The organism is Microbacterium sp. zg-YB36 (assembly GCF_024623575.2).
Taxonomy (GTDB): domain Bacteria; phylum Actinomycetota; class Actinomycetes; order Actinomycetales; family Microbacteriaceae; genus Microbacterium.
The window spans coordinates 1-13,380 of the sequence record NZ_JANJFD020000017.1; the positions used below are offsets into that span (position 1 = coordinate 1).

The window sequence follows — 13,380 nt, forward strand, 5'->3', positions numbered from 1 at the left end:
CAGCTGATCGCCGAGACCGTGGGAACCACCCAGGGTCTCGGCGACCAGGTGTGGTCTCACGGGGAGGGGGCGGCCGCGGTCGAAGTCGTCGCGCCGGGGCCCCTGGCGACCGTGCAGGACCTGGGCCGGCCGGGGCACGCGGCGGAGGGCCTCGCGCGGTCGGGGGCGCTCGATCGCGGAGCGCTGCGCACCGCCAACCGGCTTCTGGGCAACGCCGAGCACGCCGCGGCGATCGAGGTGACGATGGGCGGATGCCTCCTGCGTGCGGCCCGTGACCTCGTCGCCGTCGTCACCGGCGCGTGGGGCCCGATCACCGTCGATGGGCACACGGTCGACCCGTATACGGCGTTCTCGTGGCCGGCGGGGGCGACGCTGGAGCTGGACGGGTTCGCCCACGGCGTCCGCGCCTACCTCGCCGTGCGGGGCGGGTTCGACGGCCCGTCGGTCGCCGGCTCCCGGGCGACGGACGTGCTCGCCGGGCTCGGCCCGCCGCCGCTGCGACCCGGCGACGCGCTGCACCGTGCGGGCATGACCGCCGGCGGCATCCCCACGCTCGACCTGCATCCGTGGAGCCCGCCGCCCGCCGCCGAACTCGAACTGGACCTGGCGCCCGGTCCGCGGGCCGACTGGTTCGCGGCATCCGCCCACGACGCGCTGTTCACCGCCACCTGGATCGTCACCGGCGACGCCGACCGCGTCGGCGTGCGGCTGGACGGCCCGCCGTTGCCGCAGGTGAAGACTGGCGAGCTGCCCAGCGAAGGCATGGTGCCCGGCGCCCTGCAGGTGCCGCCGAGCGGGCGTCCCACGATCCTCTGCGCCGACGGCCCGGTCACCGGCGGGTACCCGGTGATCGCCGTGGCGACGGATGCCGCGCTCGATGCCCTGGCCCAGGCCCGCCCCGGCATGCGGGTGCGGTTCCGCCACGCCCGCCCCTGACCCGTCTCCCCAGCACAGGCCATCTCCCCAAGACAGGCCATTTCCCGCCGGATCCTCCTCCCTCGGTGAGTTCGCCTACGTCAGTGAGATTCCGGATGCCGCCCCCCCCCGGCACCCGCCCATCTCCCCAGGACAGGCCCGCCCCGGAATAAGGGGAAATGAGGGGGATGACGCGCGGTTATACCGCAGCATCCGCACCTCGTCAAGAATCCGGCTGGACATGGCGCGTCGCGCGGCATATAGTTGTTCTTTGCGCTCCCTTCCCCTTGCCCTCATATGGTGGTCGGCTATGCCTGCGTCCCCCGCTTCATCGCGGTGTGCGGTCGTCAGGCTCCGGGGATCAAGAGGGAGCACTCCACCTGACGACAAGGAAAACGAGCCCTGCCCGGGCCCACGGAGGTAATCCCCTTGGCTGCTGCGCGCAACGCATCCAACCCCACCACCACCATCAAAAACGGACGCGGAGCCTCGCGGCTCTCGTTCGCGAAGATCTCCGACACGCTGGAGGTCCCCGACCTCCTGGCGCTGCAGACGGAGTCCTTCGACTGGCTCGTCGGAAACGACGCCTGGAAGACCCGCGTCGCACAGGCGCAGGCAACCGGTCGTACCGACGTTCCCGAGATCAGCGGTCTCGAGGAGATCTTCGAGGAGATCTCTCCCATCGAGGACCTCGGCGAGACGATGCAGCTCTCGTTCACGAACCCCTACCTCGAGCCGGAGAAGTACTCGATCGAGGAGTGCAAGGAGCGCGGCAAGACCTACGCCGCCCCGCTGTACGTCGAGGCCGAGTTCATGAACCACCTCACCGGTGAGATCAAGACTCAGACCGTCTTCATGGGCGACTTCCCGCTGCAGACCGGCAAGGGCACGTTCATCATCAACGGCACCGAGCGCGTCGTCGTCTCGCAGCTGGTGCGTTCGCCCGGTGTGTACTTCGACCGCACGCCCGACAAGACCTCCGATAAGGACATCGTCTCGGCGCGGGTCATCCCCAGCCGTGGTGCCTGGCTCGAGTTCGAGGTCGACAAGCGCGACCAGGTCGGTGTGCGCATCGACCGCAAGCGCAAGCAGTCCGTCACCGTGTTCCTCAAGGCCCTGGGTCTTTCCAGCGAAGAGATCATGGCCGAATTCGCCGGCTTCGACTCCATCGAGGAGACGCTGTCCAAGGACACGATCCTCACCAAGGAAGACGCGCTGCGCGACATCTACCGCAAGCTCCGTCCGGGCGAGCAGGTCGCCGCTGAGGCTGCCCGCGCGCTGCTGGACAACTTCTACTTCAACTCCAAGCGCTACGACCTGGCGAAGGTCGGTCGCTACAAGATCAACCAGAAGCTGGGCCTGGACAAGCCGCTGAGCGACTCGGTGCTGACGGTCGAGGACATCGTCGCGACCATCAAGTACCTGGTTCGCCTGCACCGCGGCGACACCACGTTCGATGGTCTGCGCAACGGCCAGCCTGCCGAGATCCGTCTGGACATCGACGACATCGACAACTTCGGCAACCGTCGCATCCGCGCGGTCGGCGAGCTCATCCAGAACCAGGTCCGCACCGGTCTGTCCCGCATGGAGCGCGTCGTCCGCGAGCGCATGACCACGCAGGACATCGAGGCCATCACGCCGCAGACCCTGATCAACGTGCGCCCCGTCGTCGCCGCGATCAAGGAGTTCTTCGGAACGAGCCAGCTGTCGCAGTTCATGGACCAGAACAACCCGCTCGCGGGTCTGACCCACAAGCGCCGCCTGTCGGCGCTGGGCCCGGGTGGTCTGTCCCGTGAGCGTGCCGGCGTCGAGGTGCGAGACGTTCACCCCTCGCACTACGGCCGCATGTGCCCGATCGAGACTCCTGAAGGCCCGAACATCGGCCTGATCGGTTCGCTCGCATCGTTCGCCCGCATCAACGCGTTCGGTTTCATCGAGACCCCGTACCGCAAGGTCGTGGACGGTCGCGTGACCGACCAGATCGACTACCTCACCGCCAGCGAAGAGAGCGACTACATCGTCGCTCAGGCCGGCGTCGAGCTGAAGGCGGACGGCACGTTCGTCAACGAGCGGGTCCTGGCCCGTCGCGGCCAGGGTGGCGAGGTCGACCTGTTCCACGCCGACGAGATCGGCTACATGGACGTCTCCCCGCGCCAGATGGTGTCGGTGGCGACCTCGCTCATCCCGTTCCTCGAGCACGACGATGCCAACCGCGCCCTCATGGGTGCGAACATGCAGCGTCAGGCCGTCCCGCTGCTGCGCAGCGAGTCGCCTGTCGTCGGCACCGGTATGGAGGGCTACGCCGCGATCGACGCCGGTGACGTCGTCACCGCCGACAAGCCCGGCGTGGTCGTCGAGGTCTCGGCAGACGTCGTGACGGTGCAGCTGGACGAGGGCGGCACGCAGGAGTACTTCCTGCGCAAGTTCGACCGCTCCAACCAGGGCACCAGCTACAACCAGCGCGTCATCGTCTCGGCGGGCGACCGCATCGAGGTCGGCGAGGTCATCGCCGACGGACCGGCGACGGAGAACGGCGAGCTCGCGCTCGGCAAGAACCTCCTCGTCGCGTTCATGATGTGGGAGGGCCACAACTTCGAAGACGCGATCATCCTGAGCCAGAACCTGGTGAAGGACGACACGCTCTCCTCGATCCACATCGAGGAGTACGAGGTCGACGCCCGTGACACGAAGCTGGGCAAGGAGGAGATCACCCGTGACCTCCCCAACGTCAGCCCCGAGCTGCTGAAGGACCTCGACGAGCGCGGCATCGTCCGCATCGGCGCCGAGGTCCGCCCCGGTGACATCCTCGTCGGCAAGGTCACGCCCAAGGGCGAGACCGAGCTTTCCGCCGAGGAGCGTCTGCTCCGCGCGATCTTCAACGAGAAGAGCCGCGAAGTCCGCGACACCTCGCTGAAGGTGCCTCACGGCGAGCAGGGCACGATCATCGCGGTCAAGGAGTTCAACGCCGAGGACGGCGACGACGAGCTCGGCTCCGGCGTCAACCGCCGCGTCGTGGTCTACATCGCCCAGAAGCGCAAGATCACCGAGGGCGACAAGCTCGCCGGCCGCCACGGCAACAAGGGTGTCATCGCGAAGATCCTCCCGATCGAGGACATGCCGTTCCTCGCGGACGGCACTCCGGTCGACGTCATCCTCAACCCGCTCGGCATCCCCGGTCGCATGAACTTCGGCCAGGTGCTGGAGCTTCACCTCGGCTGGATCGCCCAGCAGGGCTGGAAGGTCGAGGGCACTCCGGAGTGGGCGGCAAGCCTGCCCGCGGAGGCGTTCGAAGCCGCCCCCGGCACGAAGGTCGCCACCCCGGTGTTCGACGGTGCGTTCGAGGAGGAGATCGCAGGTCTCCTGGATTCGACCCTGAAGAACCGCGACGGCGAGCGTCTGATCGACTCCACCGGAAAGACGCTGCTGTTCGACGGTCGCTCCGGTGAGCCGTTCCCCGCTCCGGTCTCGGTCGGGTACATGTACATCCTGAAGCTGCACCACCTGGTGGACGACAAGATCCACGCCCGCTCCACCGGTCCGTACTCGATGATCACGCAGCAGCCGCTGGGTGGTAAGGCGCAGTTCGGTGGTCAGCGTTTCGGTGAGATGGAGGTGTGGGCCCTTGAGGCCTATGGCGCCGCCTACGCACTGCAGGAGCTCCTCACGATCAAGTCCGACGACATCGTGGGCCGCGTGAAGGTCTACGAGGCGATCGTCAAGGGCGAGAACATCCAGGAGCCCGGCATCCCCGAGTCCTTCAAGGTGCTCATGAAGGAGATGCAGTCGCTGTGCCTGAACGTCGAGGTGCTCTCGGCAGACGGTACGACGGTCAATCTCCGCGACGGCGAGGACGAGGCGTTCCGCGCCGCGGAGGAGCTCGGAATCAACATCTCCACCCGGTTCGAGTCGACCTCGATCGACGAGATCTGATCCGGCCGATCGCGATATGCCGCAATGCGGCTAACCGAAAATTTTTTGAGACACAGGAGAACTAGTGCTCGACGCAACATCTTTCGATGAGCTTCGCATCGGTCTGGCCACCGCCGACGACATCCGCCGTTGGTCTTTCGGCGAGGTCAAGAAGCCCGAAACCATCAATTACCGCACGCTCAAGCCCGAGAAGGACGGCCTTTTCGGCGAGCAGATCTTCGGGCCCTCCCGCGACTGGGAGTGCGCCTGCGGAAAGTACAAGCGGGTCCGCTTCAAGGGGATCGTCTGCGAGCGCTGCGGCGTGGAGGTCACCAAGTCCTCCGTCCGTCGTGAGCGCATGGGCCACATCGAGCTCGCAGCTCCCGTGACCCACATCTGGTACTTCAAGGGCGTGCCCTCGCGCCTCGGGTACCTGCTGGACATGGCGCCGAAGGACCTCGAGAAGGTCATCTACTTCGCCGCCTACATGGTGATCTCGGTCGACGACGAGGCGCGTCACCGCGACATGCCGACGCACGAGTCGAACCTGCGCCTGGAGATGAAGAACCTCGGCGACCGCCGCGACTCCCGAGTCGCTGCCCGCCTGGCGAAGCTGGAAGAAGAGCTCGCCGCGCTGGAGGAGGAAGGCGCCAAGGCCGACCAGAAGAAGAAGGTCAAGGATGCCGCCGAGAAGGACATGGCGAACATCCGCAAGAGCTTCGACGAGCAGATCTCCAAGCTCGAGCGCGTGTGGGATGAATTCCGCAACCTCGAGGTCGGCAACCTGAAGCAGGAAGACGATGTCTTCCACGAGCTGCAGGACCGCTTCGGCCAGTACTTCGAGGCCTACATGGGCGCGGAGTCGATCCAGCGTCGCCTGCAGGCGTTCGACCTGGCCGGCGAGGCGGAGAACCTGCACCTGCAGATCTCCGAGGGCAAGGGTCAGCGCAAGATCCGCGCGATCAAGCGCCTGAAGGTCGTCAACTCGTTCCTGTCGACGGGCATGAGCCCGGCGGCCATGGTGCTCGATGTCGTCCCGGTCATCCCGCCGGAGCTGCGCCCGATGGTGCAGCTGGACGGTGGCCGCTTCGCGACCAGTGACCTCAACGACCTCTACCGTCGAGTGATCAACCGCAACAACCGTCTGCGGCGCCTGCTGGACCTCGGTGCTCCCGAGATCATCGTCAACAACGAGAAGCGCATGCTGCAGGAGGCCGTCGACGCACTGTTCGACAACGGCCGCCGCGGTCGCCCCGTCACCGGAACCGGTAACCGTGCGCTGAAGTCGCTGTCCGACATGCTCAAGGGCAAGCAGGGCCGGTTCCGCCAGAACCTGCTCGGCAAGCGCGTGGACTACTCGGGCCGTTCGGTGATCATCGTCGGACCTCAGCTCAAGCTGCACCAGTGTGGTCTGCCCAAGCAGATGGCCCTGGAGCTGTTCAAGCCGTTCGTCATCAAGCGCCTGATCGACCTGGGTCACTCGCAGAACATCAAGGCCGCCAAGCGTGCCGTCGAGCGCACCCGTCCCGAGGTCTGGGACGTGCTCGAGGAGATCATCCGCGAGCGCCCCGTGCTCCTCAACCGTGCCCCCACGCTGCACCGTCTGGGTATCCAGGCGTTCGAGCCGCAGCTGGTGGAAGGTAAGGCCATCCAGCTGCACCCGCTCGTGTGTGCCGCGTTCAACGCGGACTTCGACGGCGACCAGATGGCTGTCCACCTGCCGCTGTCCGTCGAGGCGCAGGCCGAGGCCCGCATCCTCATGCTGGCGTCGAACAACATCCTCAAGCCCTCGGACGGTCGCCCCGTCACCCTGCCTTCGCAGGACATGATCATCGGCTTGCACCACCTGACCACGGTCAAGGACGGCGCGAAGGGCGAGGGTCGCGTGTTCGGTTCGGTCGGCGAGGCGATCCTGGCCAAGGACGAGGGCACCCTCGACCTGCAGGCCAAGGTGCGCATCCGCATCCCGGGTCTGACGTTCCTCGAGGGCGAAGCCCCCGAGGCCTACGAGCGCCACGGTCTCGTGGACGCCTCGCTGGGTCAGGCGATCTTCAACGACACCCTCCCGAAGGGCTACCCGTTCGTTCGCGAGCAGGCAGACAAGGGCAAGCTGTCGCAGATCGTCAACAAGCTGGCCGAGGAGTACCCGAAGGTGGAGGTCGCAGCTTCGCTGGACCGCATCAAGGATGCCGGCTTCTACTGGGCCACCCGTTCCGGTGTGACCGTCGCCCTCAGCGACGTGCTCACCCCGCCGAACAAGGCCGAGATCGTCGCCGGCTACGAGAAGCAGGCCGCCAAGGTGCAGGGCCAGTTCGAGAAGGGTCTGACCACCGACGCCGAGCGTCGTCAGGAGCTCATCAAGATCTGGACCGAGGCAACCGACGAGGTCCAGAAGGCGATGCGGGACAACTTCCCCGAGGACAACACCATCAACCGCATGGTCAGCTCCGGCGCCCGTGGTAACTGGCTGCAGATCCGTAACATCGCGGGTATGCGAGGCCTGGTGAACAACCCGAAGGGTGAGATCATCCCTCGCCCGATCATCTCCTCGTACCGCGAGGGTCTGTCGGTGGCGGAGTACTTCATCGCAACGCACGGTGCCCGTAAGGGTCTGGCCGACACCGCGCTGCGTACCGCCGACTCGGGTTACCTCACCCGTCGCCTCGTGGACGTCTCGCAGGATGTCATCATCCGCGAGGAGGACTGCGGCACCGGTAAGGGCCTGGAGTTCACCATCGCCGCACCCGGCACCGACGGGACGCTGCGTCGCGATGACAACGTGGAGAACTCGGTGTTCGCCCGTACCCTCGCCGCCGACGTCGTCGACGCGCAGGGCACGGTCGTGGCCACCGCGGGCGAAGACGTGGGCGACGTGCTCATCGACCGCCTCGTGGAGGACGGTGTCGAGACCATCAAGGTGCGCTCGGTGCTGACTTGCGAGTCCGCCGTCGGTGTCTGCGCGAAGTGCTACGGCCGTTCGCTTGCCACCGGCAAGATCGTCGACATCGGCGAAGCGGTCGGCATCATCGCCGCCCAGTCGATCGGTGAGCCCGGCACGCAGCTGACGATGCGTACGTTCCACACCGGTGGTTCGGCATCGGCAGATGACATCACGCAGGGTCTGCCCCGTGTGCAGGAGCTGTTCGAGGCGCGTACCCCCAAGGGCGCGTCGCCGATCGCGGAGTCCGCTGGACGCATCACGATCGACGAGACGGACAAGGCCAAGAAGGTCATCCTGACGCCTGACAACGGCGACGAGCCGCACGTGTACCCGGTGCTCAAGCGCGCGACGCTGCTGGTCGAGGACGGCCAGCACGTCACGGTCGGTCAGCCCCTGCAGGTCGGCACGCTCGACCCCAAGGAGGTCATGCGTGTCATGGGTGCCCGCGAGGTGCAGAAGTACCTCGTGAACGGCGTCCAGGGCGTTTACCGCTCGCAGGGTGTGCCGATCCACGACAAGCACATCGAGGTCATCGTGCGCCAGATGCTGCGCAAGGTCACCGTCGTCGACCACGCCGACACGAACCTGCTCCCGGGTGAACTGGTGGACTTCAAGCGCTACCAGAACATCAACCGCGAGGCGGTCGCCGAGGGCAAGCGCCCCGCATCGGGTCGTCCCGAGCTGATGGGTATCACGAAGGCGTCGCTCGCGACCGAATCGTGGCTGTCGGCGGCGTCGTTCCAGGAGACCACGCGCGTGCTCACGCAGGCCGCGATGGAGGGTCGCAGCGACCCGCTGGTCGGCCTCAAGGAGAACGTCATCATCGGAAAGCTCATCCCCGCCGGCACGGGACTTGCGAAGTACCGCAACGTCGTCGTGGAAGCGACGGAGGAGGCCAAGAGCGAGCGGTACCCCAACCGCATCTTCGCCTCGGACGGCACGTACAGCGATGCCGACCTGAGCTACGTCGATTTCGACAGCTTCTCGACGGACGACTTCACGCCCGGTACATACAACTGATCGGGGACTGACCCCGACAACCCGAAGCGCCCCCGGTTCACGCCGGGGGCGCTTCGGCGTTCCGCGCGCCGCCGCACACTGCGGGCCGCCACGACCTACCGTGGTGGGGGAGGTGGCGCATGGCCAGGAGCGGTGAGCGAAGCCCGTGGCTCGCGTGGACGGTCGGCATCCTGTCCGCCGGTGTCGTGGCGGGACTGGTGTGGCTGGCGATCCCGGGACTGCCGGTGGTCGTGGGTCTCGCCGGAGATTCGCAGAACGGTTCCGCCGACGATGCCACTCCCGCGGCGTGCCGGACGCTTTACACCGATGCGCTGTGGGCGGGGTTGTCGTGGGAGGCCGGCTCGCAGCTGTCGCAGGACCAGTCGCCGCCCGCCACCGCGGCAACGGTGCTGGTGGACTCCGTCGCCCCGCAGGTGCGTTTCACCTGCACCTGGACCTCCGATCTCGGCACGATCGTCACGACGCTCGCCGATGCCGGGCCGGATGCCGGCGCGATCGCCCAGTCGGCCCTGCCCGGCCTCGGGTTCGGCTGCGGCCCCGTGTCGGACACCCGCATACGCTGCACCAAGTCCGAGGGCGACGTGCTGGAGATGCTCGAGCTGGGCGACGGACTGTGGCTGTCGACGGTCGAGACGGCGTGGCATCCGGAGCGCTACTCCTCGCGCGTGGCCGAGACGGTGTGGAACGGCTGAGTCAGTCGAACACCGCCGCCACGACCGCCGCGGTGAAGCCGGTGGGGGCGAGGTTGGAGTACTGCGTGTCGATGAGCACACCCGCGCGGTAGTACAGCGTGCGCCCGTCGATGACCGGGTGGGTCTCGTTCGGCCAGCTCTTCTCGCACCGCACGCCCTCGTCGGGTCGGTAGCACTGGAAGCCCTCATCGGCGACGAGGGCGTTCAGCGCATCCATCGTGGGGTTCTCCTCGACCGCTGAGATCGCGGTGCGGAGGTTGGTCGTGACGGCATCGGGTGCGCCCCAGACGCACACCAGGGAGCCGTCGGGCTGGGTGCCTGACGGACCGAACGCAGGGTCGTTCAGCGGTGTGGCGCCCAGCTGGGCCAGGACCGCGCCGGAGACGATGGCGCGGCAGTCGCGCGGCAGGTCCGCCGCGCCGGGCAGGGGAGTGGCCGCGGCGGTGGGGGTGCTCGTGGCGGCGGGGGGCGGTGGGGTGGCGATGACGGTGGATGCCGCCGGCTCCGCGTCGCCCGCGCAGCCGCCCAGCAGGGCCGCCGCAGCGATGATCGTCGCCGCGATCCATGCCCGATCCGGGTGAATCCTGCCCCACCGACTGTCCATGCCGCCACGATAGGTGCACCCGAGTCAGGAACGGAGTGCGACACACGACGGCACGCCTGCGCTGGTGCGCGCCCCGCCCGGGTTACCCTCGGCACTGCGGTGGCGTGCGCCCCGCGGGAGGAGTGCATCCCATGACCGACCCCAAGCCGTATGGCGAGCCGGTGGAAGAACCCACATCGGTGGACGACGTGGTCGGCCGCGCCCACGAGGGTCTGGCCGATGCCGAGGCCGCCGGGCGTGACGCGGTAGCCGACGGCTACCCGACCGAGCCCGCCGCGACCGACACCGCCGCCGAGCCTGCGCCCGCCGTGGCCGCCGACCCGCTGTCGCCGGACTACGAGCCCTCAGACGACGACTACGCTGCCGCCGGGTACGACCCGGCACGGCCGGAGGCCCCGGTGCGCGACATGACCGATGCGCAGCCGGCCAGCGTGTCCGGTTACGACGCCGCGTCGAGCCCGGCGTACGCCGTCTCCGACGACCGCGCCGACGCCCCCGCGGCGAACGAGTACGAGGCCCCCGCGGCCGTTGCGTACGAGCCGCCGGTGGCACCGGCGTATGAGGCGCCCGTGCTCACCCCCAGCGAGCCGCTGGCCGGCTCCAACCCGCAGCCGATCTTCGTGCAGGCACCCGAGGCTCCCCGCCCCCGCGGCAACCGCGGCGCAGCCGGCGCCATCGGCCTGATCGCCGCGCTCGCATTCGGCGTGCTGTACCTGGCCGCGTGGCTGGGCTTCGGTGCCATTCGCGGCGACGTCACCGTCGAGAACGTCCTCGAGGTCACCCTCGGCATCCTCGGCACGTGGGCACTGTGGGTTCCGGTCGTCGTGTTCTTCTTCGCTTTCTGGCTGCTGGGCTGTCTGATCAACCGGGGCCGTTGGGGCCTCTGGGTGATCTTCGGACTGCTCGTGGGCATCGCTTCCTACGGCGGCCACCTGCTCGGCCAGCTCTTCCAGGCCCCGTTCTGGCTGCTGAGCGCGAGCGAGGGCGCAGCACTCGTCGAGGGTCAGCTGCTGGTGCCGCTGGCGATCACGGCATTCATCCTGGGCCGCGAGCTGACGATCTGGTTCGGCGCGTGGGTCGCCGCGCGCGGCCGTCGCGTCACCGAGCTGAACAACGAGGCGCAGCGCGAGTACGAGCGCACCCTCGAGGCCGGCCCGCAGCTGTACCGCCAGTGATGCCCGAGCGCGAAGGAGTGCAGCCGGCAACGGCGCTCGCCTTCGCGCTCATCGGCTACATCGCGCTGGCGATCTGCGGGCTCGGCGTGACCAGTCTGGTCAGCGGGCGTGAGGTCATCGACGCCCCCGGAGCCGGTCAGGTACCGGGCATCGCGGGCATGGCGCTGTCGGTGATCGCGGTGGCCGTTGTGCTGTGGGTCATGCTGCGGGCGCCGCGGCCGTCGTACAGCGCGGCGCTGGTGGCGGCGCTGGCCGCCTTCCTCGGCTACCTCGCCGGGCTGTGCGTCGGGGTCGTCATCGCCGGAGTCGACGTCGGGCTGCTCGGGGGAGCGGTCTCCAGCTTCGTGCTGTCGTGGTTCTCGGTCGTGCTGGCGGTGGCCGGGGCGGTGGCCGGGTGGAGCGCCGTGGCACTTGTGCGCACCCGTTCCCAGCGGCCGCGGTGGCCCTGGGAGAGCGACGAAGACGAGTGATCGGCGACCCTGCGGCGGGGCGCGCTGTGCGCGAGGCCCCTTCGCAGGCGAGAATGTGACCGTGGAGCGCTCGCTCGAGACTCAGGTCAGCCAGGCCGTCGACGCCTGGCTGCGCTGGCTGCCGCGCTGGGAGCCGGCAACGCACCGCGGCCGCATCGCCCCGTGCCGGCGGTGCTTCGGCTCGCCGGTGCTCTCCGCCGCCGGACTCGGCTCCGACGTGCCCCACGGGGTGCAGCACGGCCTTTCCACCCGGATCAAGACGATCGTCGACCACGCCGTGGCGGTCTACACCGCCCAGAACCTCCCGATGCTGCAGGCCGAGCTCGACCAGCAGGCGGCGCGCAACCGTGCGCGCAGTTACCGGCCCGCAGAGGATCTGGAGCCGGAGTTCGAGGGCCTTCCGCTGGACCCCGAACCGCAGCCGGGCGCACCCTTCCTCTTCACGATCGCGGGACTCGCGCAGGAGGCGGATGCCGACGTGCCCGACCTGCCGCCGCTGGGGCCAGAGGCCAAGGCCGCCCTTCGCCAGGAGGTCGGGCTCGCCGACGACTACGCGAACATGATCGGCCGCGAGATCTGCGCGATCCTGTTGCGCCACCGCCTGCGCATCCAAGCCGGCGTCACCCAGTACGTCGAACCCCAGATCGCCGCGATGCTGGACGAGCTCACGCGCTCGCTGGACGCGCCGTTCGGGCCGGGCCTGGACACCACGGACCCGGCGTGACAGGTCCGGCTCACGTCGCAGCGTCCGTGGGCTCTAGGGTGGAGGCATCTTGCATCGCGGTGTGTGCCGCACGGCTCGTCGGGGAGGAGGCTGGGGCGGAGCTTCCTGCCCTTGATCATCGTGTCCGATAGCCTCTCCACCCCCACCCTCGTGCTGATCACGCTGATCGGTGTCATCCCGGCGCTCGCGATCTACGTCTGGACGGCCCTGGCGCTGTCTGCGGTGTTCGGCAAGATCGGCCAGGAGCCGTGGCGCGCCTGGGTGCCGATCGTCAACCAGGTCACGCTCGTGATGGTCGGGGGCATGTCGGGATGGTGGTTCCTGCTGATCCTCATCCCGGGCCTGGGCGCGCTGGCGTTCTGGGTCATCACGATCGTGGCGGTGCACCGCATCAACCGGGGCTTCGGCCTGGGCGGCGGGATGACCGCGCTTGCGGCGCTGCTGTTCCCGGTGTGGGCCAGCGTCGTCGGATTCGGTGAGCCCCGCTGGCGCGCCGCGGATGCCGTGACCGCCTCGAGCCCCGCCTACGCGCGCAGCGAGCACGTGCGCACCCTCGACCCCGCGCTAGGGGGCCTGCCGGCCACCGCGGAGTTGACGGTGCCGCCCCGGCCGCCGCTGCCCGCCCCCGCGTACCCGCCGCCGCCGCTGCCCCCCAGGGTCCCCGCCATGGCACCGATGCCGGAGCACGCGGCATCCGCCGCGGCCCCTGCCATGCCGGCGGCCCCGGCGGCCCCGGCTGCGCCGGCCGCCCGACCGGCCGTGCTCGAACCCGGTGTCACAGCCACTCCGGCCGTGCCCGCCGAGGCTGCGCCGGCCCGCGTGCAGCAGCCCGCCGCGCGGTCGACCGCGTCGTCCGCCTGGGCACCGCCGCCCCCGCCCGCCCCGCCGAGCCCCACCGCGCCTGTGCCGACCGCCGCCGATGCGGTGTTC

The 13,380-nt window shown here is 68.8% G+C and carries 9 protein-coding genes; 8 read left to right on the forward strand and 1 reads right to left on the reverse strand.

What is annotated here, in order from left to right; genetic code table 11:
* The 4 genes from NQ151_RS16665 to NQ151_RS16680 all read left to right on the forward strand — a co-directional run.
* On the forward strand, nt 1–936 hold a 936-nt coding region (locus NQ151_RS16665; RefSeq protein WP_257528790.1), incomplete at its 5' end, for a 5-oxoprolinase subunit C family protein.
* Nucleotides 937–1,344: 408 nt separating this feature from the next.
* Nucleotides 1,345–4,845, forward strand: a complete 3,501-nt coding sequence (gene rpoB / locus NQ151_RS16670; protein WP_257509062.1) for a DNA-directed RNA polymerase subunit beta — start codon at nt 1,345–1,347, stop codon at nt 4,843–4,845.
* A gap of 64 nt (nt 4,846–4,909) precedes the next feature.
* The gene (locus NQ151_RS16675; RefSeq protein ID WP_257509063.1) at nt 4,910–8,785 is read left to right on the forward strand and encodes a DNA-directed RNA polymerase subunit beta'; all 3,876 of its coding nucleotides are present in this window, start codon (nt 4,910–4,912) and stop codon (nt 8,783–8,785) included.
* A gap of 119 nt (nt 8,786–8,904) precedes the next feature.
* The gene (locus NQ151_RS16680) at nt 8,905–9,477 is read left to right on the forward strand and encodes a hypothetical protein (RefSeq protein ID WP_257528792.1); all 573 of its coding nucleotides are present in this window, start codon (nt 8,905–8,907) and stop codon (nt 9,475–9,477) included.
* Between the two features lies 1 nt (nt 9,478).
* On the opposite strand, the gene NQ151_RS16685 is transcribed toward NQ151_RS16680, so the two are convergent.
* Nucleotides 9,479–10,081, reverse strand: a complete 603-nt coding sequence (locus tag NQ151_RS16685; protein WP_257528794.1) for a hypothetical protein — start codon at nt 10,079–10,081, stop codon at nt 9,479–9,481.
* 131 nt (nt 10,082–10,212) lie between these two features.
* Here NQ151_RS16685 and NQ151_RS16690 point away from each other — a divergent pair, with 131 nt between their 5' ends.
* The 4 genes from NQ151_RS16690 to NQ151_RS16705 all read left to right on the forward strand — a co-directional run.
* Entirely contained in the window at nt 10,213–11,256 is a 1,044-nt protein-coding gene (locus tag NQ151_RS16690) for an ABC transporter (RefSeq protein ID WP_257528796.1), read from the forward strand.
* Nucleotides 11,256–11,726: a DUF6121 family protein gene (locus tag NQ151_RS16695; protein WP_257528798.1), complete on the forward strand. Its 471-nt coding sequence runs from the start codon at nt 11,256–11,258 to the stop codon at nt 11,724–11,726. Before NQ151_RS16690 ends, NQ151_RS16695 begins: the two co-directional genes overlap by 1 nt.
* Before the next feature lie 61 nt (nt 11,727–11,787).
* A complete protein-coding gene (locus NQ151_RS16700; protein ID WP_257509068.1) occupies nt 11,788–12,450 on the forward strand; it encodes a spermidine/putrescine ABC transporter substrate-binding protein in 663 nt (220 codons plus the stop codon).
* A gap of 120 nt (nt 12,451–12,570) precedes the next feature.
* Nucleotides 12,571–13,380 (forward strand): DUF5684 domain-containing protein (locus NQ151_RS16705; RefSeq protein WP_257528800.1); only part of this gene is annotated, 810 nt, incomplete at its 3' end.

Bases quoted from the DNA above. Each gene is read 5' to 3' on its own strand.
- NQ151_RS16680 (WP_257528792.1), top strand. From the start codon at position 8,905: ATGGCCAGGAGCGGTGAGCGAAGCCCGTGGCTCGCGTGGACGGTCGGC.
- NQ151_RS16685 (WP_257528794.1), bottom strand. From the start codon at position 10,081: ATGGACAGTCGGTGGGGCAGGATTCACCCGGATCGGGCATGGATCGCG.
- NQ151_RS16690 (WP_257528796.1), top strand. From the start codon at position 10,213: ATGACCGACCCCAAGCCGTATGGCGAGCCGGTGGAAGAACCCACATCG.
- NQ151_RS16695 (WP_257528798.1), top strand. From the start codon at position 11,256: ATGCCCGAGCGCGAAGGAGTGCAGCCGGCAACGGCGCTCGCCTTCGCG.